Below are 11,579 nucleotides of genomic sequence, written 5' to 3' on the forward strand. Positions count from 1 at the left end.
ATTAAATCCCTTTTTCGGCGGCCTCGATCGCCTTCATGGTCGCCCTGGCTTTATTTACCGTTTCCTGGTATTCCTTTTCCGGGTCCGAATCCGCGACTATCCCGCCTCCGGCCTGGACATAGGCATTGTTGCCCTTTTTTACGATCGTCCTGATATTTATGCAGGTGTCGGTATTCCCGGAAAAACTGAAATACCCGACAAGCCCTGCATACGGGCCGCGCCGCGTATTCTCCAGTTCCTCTATTATCTCCATCGCCCTGACCTTCGGCGCGCCTGAGACAGTCCCGGCAGGGAAGGTCGCCCTTATCACGTCAAACATATCCTTATTGGGTTTGAGTTTCCCGGTGCATTCGCTGACTATGTGCATCACATGGGAATATTTCTCGATGACCATAAGCTCTGAGACCTTTACCGTCCCGTACCTGCAGACGCGGCCGATATCGTTGCGGCCGAGGTCGACGAGCATTATATGCTCCGCCCTCTCCTTCACGCTGGAGAGGAGGTTTTTTTCAAGCCGTTTCTCTTCCTCTTCGTCCCTGCCCCTGGGCCTTGTGCCGGCTATCGGCCTCAGTTTGACTATCCCGTCCTCGCTCCTTACCATAAGCTCGGGCGAAGCGCCGACCAGCGACAGGTCCCCTAACTTGAGATAATACATGTAAGGAGAGGGATTTATCATCCGCAGCGCGCGGTAGAGGTCGATTCCCGAGGAGGTTATTTTCGCGCTGAACCTCTGGGAGGGGACTGCCTGGATTATGTCGCCTATCCTGATATAGCTCTTCGCTTTTTTAACAATAGAGATAAATCCCGGCTTTGTAAAATTTGATCTTACATCCAGATGGAAATTTTTGGGTTTCGCGGTCCTGTTTGTCTTGACGGCGAGCGGGGCGTCCAGGAGCTTTACCAGGTTATCGATCTTTTTTATGGCCTTACCGTATGCCTTTGAGGGATCCCCTTCGATGTGCGCGTTAGATACGACCTTTATCTTATGTTTAACGTGGTCGAATATCAGTATCGTGTCGGTCAGGAGAAAGACCGAATCAGGGACCTTCAGCTCGTCGGGATTTTTGGAAGGCAGTTCCTCGAAAAACCTCACCATATCGTAACCCATGAAACCGACAAGCCCGCCGCAGAAACGCGGGAGGCCGGCTGTATGGACAAATTTATACCTCTCAAGGATCTTCTTCATCTCCGCGAGAGGGTCGCCGGATGCGGCAAACCGTTTCGTTTTCCCGTTCTCGATTATCTCTATATTGCGTCCCTTGCTCTTGAATACCAGGGACGGGCCGGAACCAAGGAACGAAAACCTCGCTATCTTCTCCCCGCCCTCGACCGATTCAAGCAGGAACGAATAATCGCTCTTGTCGATCTTCATGAAAGCCGAGACAGGCGTCCCGAGGTCCGCGGTGATATCCTTAAAGACGGGTATCAGGTTGCCTTTCTTTGCAAGCCTTATAAATTCCTCTTTTGAAGGTGCGTAGCTCATTATTTTTTATAGACCTTATCCGGGTCGAATATCTTCTTTCCGGATACGGCGGTATTCCCTTTCCCGTCTTTTAACTTGCGGTAAAAACACGAACGGTAGCCCGTATGGCAGGCCCCGCCTACCTGTTCGACCTTGACGAGAAGGCAGTCTGCGTCGCAATCGAACCTTATCTCCTTTACTTTCTGGACATGGCCGGACGATTCGCCCTTCAACCACAATTTCTTTCTCGACCGCGAATAGAAATGCGCCCTCTTCGTCTCTATAGTCTTCTTCACGGCGACGTCATTCATGTAAGCCACCATGAGTACCTCGTTATTCTTGTAGTCCTGTATGACGGCCGGTATAAGCCCGTTCCCGTCGAATTTCAATCCGGAGATGAATTTATTCATAGCCTGACAGCGACTCCCTTTTTATTTAAGAATTGCTTGGCTTCCTTTATCGAAAACTCCTTAAAATGGAATATCGACGCGGCCAGTACCGCGTCCGCCTTTCCCTTCGTCAATCCGTCGTAAAGGTCTTCGAGCGTGCCCGCGCCGCCGGAGGCTATCACGGGTATTCCTACCGCCCCGGATATGGCTCGGGTGAGCTCCAGGTCATAGCCGATCTTTGTCCCGTCGCGGTCCATTGAGGTCAACAGTATTTCGCCTGCGCCGCGCCTCTCGGCCTCTCTCGCCCACTTGATGGCGTCCTTTCCCGTGGGCGTCCTTCCGCCGTGGGTGTAAACTTCCCAGCTCTTTCCCTTGCGCTTCGCGTCTATCGCGACAACTATACACTGGTCGCCGAACCTGCCGGACGATCCGGAGATGAACCCGGGATCATTCACCGCTGCCGTGTTTATCGAGACTTTATCCGCCCCGGCTTTTAACAGGTTGCGTATGTCGGCGATATTCCTTATCCCGCCGCCGACGGTAAGCGGCATAAAGACCTTCTCAGCCGTCCGCCTCACGACCTCGAGCATGATATCCCTGTCCTCGTAACTGGCGGTTATATCTAGGAAGACCAGCTCGTCAGCGCCCTCTTTTTCATAAAATGACGCGTTCGTGACCGGGTCTCCCGCGTCGCGCAGGTTCAGGAATTTCACGCCCTTTACGACACGCCCGTCCTTTACGTCGAGGCAGGGTATTATCCTTTTTGTGAACATATCTTGTTTGCTTCCCTGAGCATGATCTTTCCGTCATAGATCGCGCGGCCGACTATTATTCCGATTATCTCTTTTTTGTTATATTCCTTCAGGATCCTCAGGTCGGCGAGGCTCGAGATTCCGCCGGAGACGATCATATCCATCTTTACCTTGCTTATGAAGTCCAGGATATTCGCGAAACCCGGCCCCTGGAGCGTGCCGTCCCGCGAGATGTCCGTATATTCGACCGCCTGCACGCCGAGCGTCTTTATCCTTTTCGCGAAATCAGCCGCTTTTATATCGGTCGGGTTGACCCATCCTTTCGTCTGAAGAAACCCGTCTTTTACGTCGAGGCTTACGATTATTTTATCCTTGTATTTGTCCACAGCTTTTTTAAGGAACTCCTCGTCCTCGCAGGCCTTGGTGCCGAGTATGGCGTATGAGGCGCCGGCCCTGATTATCGTTTGGAGGTCTGCCTCGGTCCTTATGCCGCCGCCGACTTCAACCGGGATATCGATCGAGGCGGTGATCTTGCGTATCCAGTCGAGGTTCTTTAATTTTCCCTCGAGCGCGCCGTCGAGGTCGACTAAATGGAGGCGCTTGGCTCCTTCGCTCTGCCACCTGAGCGCCATCTTGACCGGGTCGGCCGAATAGACCGTCTCCTTGGAAAAATCCCCCCTGAAAAGCCTTACGACCTTTCCTCCTCTTATGTCTACCGCAGGTATTACTATCATAGCTTTACGAAATTCCTCAGTATCTTCAGGCCCAGCTCCTGGCTCTTCTCGGGGTGGAACTGGGTCGCGTAAATATTATCCGAACAGACCACCGACGGGAATTTGACGCCGTAGCCTGTCCAGGCCGCGACGCATCCTTTATCCGCCGGGACCGCGTAATAAGAGTGGACGAAGTAGAAATATGAGCCTTCGGGCACGCCTTTAAGCAGCGGGCAATTCCCTTTTATCGTTAATTGGTTCCATCCCATATGCGGTATCTTCAATCTCTTCGACCTGAACTTTACGACCTTGCCTTTTAAAAGGTCCAGGCCTTTGCTTATACCGCCTTCTTCGCTCTTGGAAAATATAAGCTGGAGCCCCAGGCACAGGCCCAGAAAGGGCTTTCCTCTTCCGGTAAATTCCTTTATAGGCTCTATCAGGCGGCGCGACTTAAGCTCCGCCATAGCGTCTTTGAATGCGCCGACCCCGGGCACGATCACTTTATCGGCTCGCAGGATATCACGGGGTTTGTTTGAAACTTTTACACGGGCCCCGGCCTTTTCCAATGCCTTGGAGACGCTGCGGAGGTTGCCCATACCGTAATCGACTACGACGATCATAATTTCCCTTTTGTAGACGGGACCCCTTTGATGCGCGGGTCCAACCTTGTCGCGTCGCACATGGCCCGGCCTAAAGCCTTGAATATCGCCTCGAGGACATGATGAAGGTCCTCGCCGCGGTACTCTATATGCAGATTTATGCCCGCGTTCCTGACAAACGCCTCAAGGAATTGTTTAGCGCTGTTAAGGGAATATCCCTGCCTGTCGATATATGTCGGCGGTACGGGTTTCCCCACGCACCGCATATAAAGCGAAGGCCTGCCGCTTATGTCCAGGGCGATGCGGGCGAGGGCCTCTTCCATAGGAACCGCGACGTTCATCGAGCCGAACCTGCGGATGCCTTTTTTCTTCCCGAGAGCCTTAGCGAAGGCCTCGCCGAGCGCTATACCCACGTCTTCGTTCGTGTGATGGATATCCACTTTGAGGTCGCCCTTCGCGAGGATCTTAAGGTCGAAACAACCGTGCCTGGCGAACAGAGTAAGCATGTGGTCGAGGAACCCGACTCCGGTATAGACGCGGAATTTGCCGCTCCCGTCGATGTTGAGCTCTATTTTCACGTCCGTCTCTGTCGTCTTCCTGCGGTGTTTTACGGTCCTTTTTTTCATCTAGAACCTCACTTTGATGGATTCCATGTGCTTATTCAGCCCCTCGAGCTTCGATATCTTCTCAATCGACTTCTTTGCCTTCTCCAGCGCTTTCTTAGAATACGATATGATGTGGGATGACTTCACGAAGTCCTCCACGCCGAGGCCTGAGAAGAACCTTGCTGTCCCGCTCGTAGGCAGGACATGGCTCGGCCCTGCAACATAATCCCCTATAGCAGTGGGTGAATATTGGCCCAGGAATATGGCCCCCGCGTTATTTATCTTCTTAAGCCACTTCTGCGGGTTCTTTACCATTATCTGTAAGTGCTCCGGCGCGAGGCGGTTGACTATATCGCACGCCTCATCGAGGTTCTTCGCCAGGATTATATAACCGTTCGCGACCTCTTTCTTGAGCGTCTTCGCGAGCGGCTTCGATGTCGTGACCAGTATCGGCAGGCCTTTGAAGTGCTCGCTCTGCGCCTCAAGGTCCTTTATCGCGAAGAGCGGGTTCGTCGACCTGTTCGCGAGTATGACCACCTCGGACGGGCCGGCTATCATGTCTATATCGACATAACCGAAGACCTGACGCTTCGCCTCGGTGACGTAATCGTTTCCCGGCCCGACTATCTTATCCACTTTCGGGATAGTCTTCGTGCCGAAAGCGAGCGCGGCTATCGCCTGGGCGCCGCCAACCTTATAGATCTCGTCGACCTTGAGCAGGTTCGCGACCGCCAGTATGTGCGGGTCGATGCTTTGATACTGGTTCGGGGGCGTGCAGAGGACGATGGATTTCACGCCGGCCACCTGCGCCGGCAGGACTGTCATATATACCGTAGATATGAGCGGGGCTGTGCCGGCCGGGACGTATATACCGACCCTTTCGATAGGCGCATATTTCTCGCCGAGCACTACGCCGTCGCCGTCGACTATCCTCCACGACTTCTTGCCTTTAAACTGTTTCTTATAAAATTTAGTGACGTTATCGATGATATTCTTGAGTTCGGATATGAATTCGGAGTCGATATCCTGGAACGCGCCGCTCGCTTCGCTCTCGGTGACCCTTAGCTGCCTGGCCGAGAGTTTTACCTTGTCGAACTTGCGCGTGTACTTTATGACCGCGTCGTCGCCGTTCGCCTTGACGTCCTCTATTATCCTGCTGACGCACTCGGTGACGCGTTTCTTGCGGTTGCTATACCGGTTGCAGAGTTTCTCGAATTCCTTGCTGTAAAGCTTTATTACTTTCATATTTTAAGTTCCTTTACCGCCGCGATGCCGGCCTTCAGTGCCTCATCAAGCTTTGAGATATCCTTGCCTCCGGCCTGGGCAAGGTCTGGCCTTCCCCCGCCGCCGCCTAAGATTATCTTTGATATATATTTAATGACGGCGCGCGAATCGAGTCCTGACTTGGCCAGGTCCTGGGACATGCCTACGACTATAAAAGCCTTTTCATCATACGCGCCGAGCAATATAGATACTGCTTTCTCTTTCAGGACAGTCTTTATGGCGTCGGTTAGGCTCACGAGAGTATCGGGAGCGCAGCCATCCATCCTCCTCGCGATAAGAGTGATGCTATTATCCAATAATTCCTTCTTCGAAACAAGGTCTTTCGCCTTCTCCGAAATGTTGGACGCCTCGTAATTCTTGAGCCTCTTTTCGAGGTCTTTTACCCGGTTTGCGAGCTTTTCTATCTGCGCCGGCAGGTCTTCCGGTTTTATCTTCAGCATCTCTGCCACGGCCTTCAGGCCGCTTTCGGATTCCTTTATTTTATTGTAAGCGGCTTCTCCCGCGATCGCCTCTATCCTGCGTATCCCCGCCGCGACAGACGACTCGCCGGTAATCTTGAATAGCCCTATCTCGCCGGTGGCGTTCAGGTGCGTCCCTCCGCACAATTCCCTGGAGATATCCTCGACGCTCACTACGCGCACCTTCATGTCATATTTTTCGCCGAATAAGGCGGTCGCTCCGGACTTCTTTGCTTCCTCAAGGTCCATCTCTTTTACCTTGAGCGGAGCGTTGCGCCTGATATAATCATTTACCAGGCTCTCGGCCGCCTCAAGCTCTTCCCCGGTCAGACCCTTGAAATGCGTGAAGTCGAACCTCAACCTCTCCGGCGCGACGAGAGAACCCGACTGGTTGACATGTGCCCCAAGCACTTTCCTTAACGCCGCCTGCAATAAATGCGTGGCCGTATGGTGCCTGGCAATGGCCATCCGGCGGTGGATGTCGACCTTCGCATTGACCTTGTCGCCCGTCTTTACGCGCCCTTTTTCGAGCCTGCAGATATGCACAGGGATCTTTTCTATCAGTTTTGTATCTACAACATCGGCCTTAAAATCATTGTTTTCGAGTACCCCTGTGTCACCGACCTGGCCGCCGGTCTCACCGTAAAAAGGCGTAACATCTAGTATGACAGCGAACTCCGAAGGACCGGCCACTTCATTGACCGATTTGTTATCTATTATTATGGCTTTTATGTCCGCGCTGGATTCTAATTTATCGTATCCTATGAATTCCGATCTTACGCCGGAGCCCAAGACCGCGGCTGTCAGCGTCTCCGCAAATATGTCTCCGGAGAGTTTTGTCGCGCCCCGGGACTTTTTGCGCTGCTCTTCCATCAGCCGCTCGTAGCCTCCGAGGTCGAGTTTCATCCCCTCTCCCGCCGCGAATTCTTTTATCAGGTCTATCGGCAGTCCGCGGGTATCATGGAAATAAAATACCTTCTCCCCCGGTATTGTGTCTTTCTTTCCGGCCTTTAACAAGGCGGCCAAATTCTCGAGGTCTACCCTCACGTCTTCGCTTATCTGGAAGAATTTCTCCTCTTCGGATTTTATAATGACGCTGATATTCTCGCGCCGCGAGCCGATCTCCGGGTAACCGCCCTTCATCGCCCTCACGACCGGATCGACCAGCTTGTATAAGAACGGCTTATCGAAACCGAGGAATTTTCCGTGGACCAGCGAACGGCGTATCAGCGTCTTTAAGACATATCCCCTGCCGGTATTCGCCGGCAGAACCCCGTCGGCGACACAGAATACCGCAGCCCGTATATGGTCGGCGATCGCGTTCCTGTGGCCTACCCCTTTCTTGTCGGCCTTAGCGTTGTTCTTTTTTTCCGGGTCATCTATCAACTGATCTATCTCATCGACTATCGGCTTAAAGATATCCGTCTCGAAATTTGTCGCAACACCCTGTATGACAGATGCCAGGCGCTCAAGCCCCATGCCTGTGTCTATATTTTTACTGGGCAGCGGCTCGAGCTTGTTCACCCCTACGCGGTTGAACTGCGTGAATACGAGGTTCCATACCTCCACGTATCTCTTGCACTTGCCGCAGCCCGGGCCGCACTTGGGGTCCCCGCAGCCGTACTTCTCGCCCCGGTCGACATATATCTCGGAACATGGGCCGCACGGCCCGTTCGGCCCGTCCTCAGGCGCGTTCGCCGGCCAGAAATTATCATGCGCGCCGAATCTCGTGATCTTTTCTTTTGGGACTTTTATCTTCTCCGACCATATCTTATAGGCCTCGTCGTCATCCTTATAGACCGACACCCAGAGGTCCTTCTCTTTCATCCCGAGCTCTTTTGTAAGGAATTCCCAGGCCCACGCTATCGCCTCTTCCTTGAAGTAATCGCCGAAAGAGAAATTGCCGAGCATTTCGAAGAAGGAATGGTGCGACGGGGTCTTGCCGACATTATCGAGGTCGCCGGTCCTAAGGCACTTCTGGCAGCTCGCCGCCCGTTTCATATCTTTGCGGTTTCCGAGGAAATAATCCTTGAACTGGTTCATCCCAGCGCCGGTAAATAGCAGCGACGGATCGTCCTTCGGGACTAACGAGTCTGACGGGATGACAGGATGGCCTTTCGAAGCGAAAAATGAGAGGAATTTACTCCTCAGTTGGTCCGTAGTCATAATTTTCTTTGATTATCTTCCATATCGTGTTATAGGAGAACCCGCGCCTGCCCAGGAAATCGAGGAGCTTCTTCTTCGCCTTCTCTTTTTCGATCCCTTTCATGTGCGCCATCTTCCCGCGCACCAGAGGCATCGCTATCTCATATTCGTTGAACGAGCCGTTTAGTTCGCCGAATGCCGCGCCGATGGTCTCATCATCCACGCCCTTGGCTTTAAGCTCTCTGGTGATGAGGTTCCTGCCTGCCGGCTTGATATGCATCCTGTCGCCGATCCAAAGCCTGCAGAAGACCCTGTCGTCCAGCGACTTTTTTTCTATCAACTCGTCTATGACCCGGGCGATCACGAAACCCCGATGGCCTTTTTGCTTGAGCCGCTGCGCCATCTCCTTGACGCTGCGAGGGCGGAACCTCAATAGCCTTGAGGCATCCGCCTTCGCCTTCTGCAAAACCTCTTCGTCTATTTCGACTTTATTTTTTTCCGTTATCTTTTTGTTCCTCTTTTGCTTCTTCTTTGACCACGCCGTATCCGCGCGAGGTGAGGATAAGAACATCGCCCTTTGCCGATTTTAGCGTCTCATCGTAGTCTTTCATGTTCTTTACCGGTTTCTTATTTATCTCCAGGATAACGTCGCCGCGCCTGAGGCCTGCCTCATCGGCCGGGCTGCCCGGCTCTACATTCGTGACGACCACACCGCCCTTTTCCGTGACCTTGTATTTTTGTGAGATAGCCGGCGTCAACTCCTTGGCTTCTAACCCGCGCCAGTTGCCCAATTCTGCTTCGGCATATTCCTTGAGCTCTTCCGGCCTCTGCGCGATCTCTATATCAAGCGCGGCATCTCTCTTGTCCCTGAGGACAACAACCTTTACTTTCTTTCCGATCGGTGCCCTTCCTACGAGCTTTAACAGCTCTCGTACATTTTCGACCGGTTTGCCGTCGAAAGATTTGATGATATCCCCGCTCTTCATCTTGCCCTTCTCGGCGGGGCTGCCGGCCAAAGTCCTGGCGACCAGGACGCCATTCGTCTCGGTAAGGCCGAACTGTTTAGCAAGGTCCTCATCGAGGTCCTGCACGTTCACGCCGAGCCAGCCGTAAAGCACCTTCCTGCCTGAGATGAGGTCGCTTAAGACGCGTTTCGCCGTATTTATCGGGATAGCGAATCCAATGCCCTGGTATCCGCCTGTCGTGGATATTATCGCGACATTTATCCCTATTACCTTCCCCTCGATATCAACCAGCGGACCTCCGCTATTACCCGGATTTATCGCCGCGTCGGTCTGCAGCAGGTCGGAATAATCCTTGTCCCCGCGTGAACGCGGCAAAGAACGGTTAAGCGCGCTTATTACCCCTACCGTTACCGTCGGTTTATTGGCTATGCCGAAGGGATTGCCGACCGCTATCGCGAATTGACCGATCTTAACATTGTCTGAATCGTCCAGCTCGAGGGCCTTAAGGTTCTTGGCGTTTATCTTCAATACTGCCAGGTCCGCCCTCTCGTCCTGCCCCTTTACCTTCGCCGGGAACTTCCTGCCGTCGGATAACGTGACCTCTATCTTATCGGCGCCGTCGATTACATGCTGGTTTGTGAGGATGAAACCGTCCGCGTCGATTATGAAGCCTGAGCCGAGGCCGCGCTGCTGGAACTCGCGTTCGGGAATGTCGCCAAAGAAGTCCTTGAAAAATTGGCGGAACATCTCATCGTTTCCCATCGGGACCTGAGCGCCGCCCATCTTCGCCGTATGGACCGTCGAGATGGAGACGACTGCCACGCCTGCCTTATCAGCTACTTCTCCGAAAGTATTTTCAAGAGCTTTTGCGACGCTTAAGTCCTGCGGGTTAGCCGATGCCAGGCCGTTCAAACCGAATACAAGTACCGTAAATACCGATACAAATACGAACCGCTTAAACATTTAGATTCCCCCCTTCTGATGTTTACGCGATGGTTTTTTCTTTTATCTTCTTTTCCAGTTCGTGGAGGACTTTTGGGTTTTCCTTAAGGAAGACCTTGGCGTTCTCCCTGCCCTGGCCGAGTTTCTCGCCGTTGTAAATAAGCCAGGATCCTGATTTCTCGACGACGCCGAGGTTCGCGGCGAGGTCTATGATATCGCCGGTCCTTGAAATGCCTTCGTTGTAGATTATATCGAACTCTGCCTGGCGGAACGGCGGGGCGACCTTGTTCTTGACCACCTTTACCCTGACGTGGCTTCCGACAGACTGGTCGTTGATCTTTATGTTCTCAATCCTCCTTATATCGAGCCTGACCGACGCGTAAAATTTGAGCGCCCGGCCGCCCGGCGTCGTCTCGGGATTTCCGAACATAACGCCTATCTTCTCGCGGATCTGGTTGATGAATATGACCGAGGTCTTGGATTTGCTTATCGAGGACGTCAGCTTGCGCAGCGCCTGTGACATCAGCCTCGCCTGCAAGCCTACGTGTGAATCGCCCATCTCGCCTTCGATCTCGGCGCGGGGAACTAACGCTGCGACCGAATCGATGACGACAACGTCGACCGCGCTGGACTTTACCAGCGTCTCGCAGATCTCAAGCGCCTGCTCTCCGGAATCCGGCTGGGATATTAAAAGATCGTCGAGGTTCACACCCAACTTCTTCGCGTATGTGGAATCGAACGCATGTTCTGCGTCGATGAAAGCGGCGGTCCCGCCTTTCTTCTGCGCCTCGGCGATCACGCTCAATGAGAGCGTAGTCTTGCCGGATGATTCCGGGCCGTATATCTCAACAACGCGACCCCTGGGTATGCCGCCTACGCCTATCGCCAGGTCGAGTGAAAGAGCGCCTGTCGGGATAGATTCGACGGTCACATGGGTCTCTTGCCCCAGCTTCATTATGGAACCCTTGCCAAACTGCTTCTCAATGTGCGCCAGCGCCAATTCGAGCGCCTTTGTGCGCTCTCCCTGCTCCTTCTGCGCCTCTTTTTCTTCCCTTTTTACTTCCTTTTCGTCCTTCTTTACCATATCCTTCTCTCCTCTATTATGTTGAAATGCGGTTAAGGTACTTCGCCTATAGTAATAGACGAAGCCTTAGTGGATTTTCTTTCAAAAATCTTTAGGTTGGCCCCAAAATGTTGTATTTATTATACGATTCCGGGGTTATTATGTAAAGTAAAATCGGGGGCGGGATTTGTCGTAACTTAAA

The 11,579-nt window shown here is 52.9% G+C and carries 11 protein-coding genes; all 11 read right to left on the reverse strand.

From position 1 onward, the window contains the following. Window position 1: 1 nt before the first annotated feature. The 11 genes from trpE to recA are packed head-to-tail and all read right to left on the reverse strand — an operon-like array spanning window position 2 to window position 11,398. Entirely contained in the window at window positions 2-1,483 is a 1,482-nt protein-coding gene (gene trpE / locus WC317_05715; protein MFA5339621.1) for an anthranilate synthase component I, read from the reverse strand. Beyond that, window positions 1,483-1,872, reverse strand: a complete 390-nt coding sequence (gene hisI, locus WC317_05720) for a phosphoribosyl-AMP cyclohydrolase (GenBank protein MFA5339622.1) — start codon at window positions 1,870-1,872, stop codon at window positions 1,483-1,485. Before hisI ends, trpE begins: the two co-directional genes overlap by 1 nt. Then, on the reverse strand, window positions 1,869-2,624 hold the full coding sequence (gene hisF, locus WC317_05725) for an imidazole glycerol phosphate synthase subunit HisF (GenBank protein MFA5339623.1): 756 nt from the start codon (window positions 2,622-2,624) through the stop codon (window positions 1,869-1,871). Before hisF ends, hisI begins: the two co-directional genes overlap by 4 nt. Continuing rightward, window positions 2,606-3,337 (reverse strand): 1-(5-phosphoribosyl)-5-[(5-phosphoribosylamino)methylideneamino]imidazole-4-carboxamide isomerase, encoded by a 732-nt coding sequence (gene hisA, locus WC317_05730; GenBank protein MFA5339624.1) that lies wholly within the window; start codon window positions 3,335-3,337, stop codon window positions 2,606-2,608. Before hisA ends, hisF begins: the two co-directional genes overlap by 19 nt. Further along, window positions 3,334-3,936, reverse strand: a complete 603-nt coding sequence (gene hisH, locus WC317_05735) for an imidazole glycerol phosphate synthase subunit HisH (protein MFA5339625.1) — start codon at window positions 3,934-3,936, stop codon at window positions 3,334-3,336. Before hisH ends, hisA begins: the two co-directional genes overlap by 4 nt. After that, window positions 3,933-4,541, reverse strand: coding sequence for an imidazoleglycerol-phosphate dehydratase HisB (hisB, locus tag WC317_05740; GenBank protein ID MFA5339626.1), 609 nt, complete (start codon window positions 4,539-4,541; stop codon window positions 3,933-3,935). Before hisB ends, hisH begins: the two co-directional genes overlap by 4 nt. Further along, window positions 4,542-5,765, reverse strand: a complete 1,224-nt coding sequence (gene hisD, locus WC317_05745; GenBank protein ID MFA5339627.1) for a histidinol dehydrogenase — start codon at window positions 5,763-5,765, stop codon at window positions 4,542-4,544. Beyond that, window positions 5,762-8,428, reverse strand: a complete 2,667-nt coding sequence (gene alaS, locus WC317_05750; protein ID MFA5339628.1) for an alanine--tRNA ligase — start codon at window positions 8,426-8,428, stop codon at window positions 5,762-5,764. The genes hisD and alaS overlap by 4 nt, the downstream gene beginning before the upstream one ends. After that, window positions 8,403-8,978 carry a regulatory protein RecX gene (locus tag WC317_05755; GenBank protein ID MFA5339629.1) on the reverse strand — a complete coding sequence of 192 codons (576 nt, stop codon included), beginning with the start codon at window positions 8,976-8,978 and terminating at the stop codon, window positions 8,403-8,405. Before WC317_05755 ends, alaS begins: the two co-directional genes overlap by 26 nt. Then, complete coding sequence (locus WC317_05760) at window positions 8,896-10,335, reverse strand: Do family serine endopeptidase (GenBank protein MFA5339630.1); 1,440 nt, start codon at window positions 10,333-10,335, stop codon at window positions 8,896-8,898. Before WC317_05760 ends, WC317_05755 begins: the two co-directional genes overlap by 83 nt. 22 nt (window positions 10,336-10,357) lie before the next feature. Beyond that, complete coding sequence (gene recA / locus WC317_05765; GenBank protein MFA5339631.1) at window positions 10,358-11,398, reverse strand: recombinase RecA; 1,041 nt, start codon at window positions 11,396-11,398, stop codon at window positions 10,358-10,360. Window positions 11,399-11,579 lie beyond the last annotated feature (181 nt).

Source organism: Candidatus Omnitrophota bacterium (assembly GCA_041653595.1).
Taxonomy (GTDB): Bacteria; Omnitrophota; Gorgyraeia; order Pluralincolimonadales; family Pluralincolimonadaceae; genus Pluralincolimonas.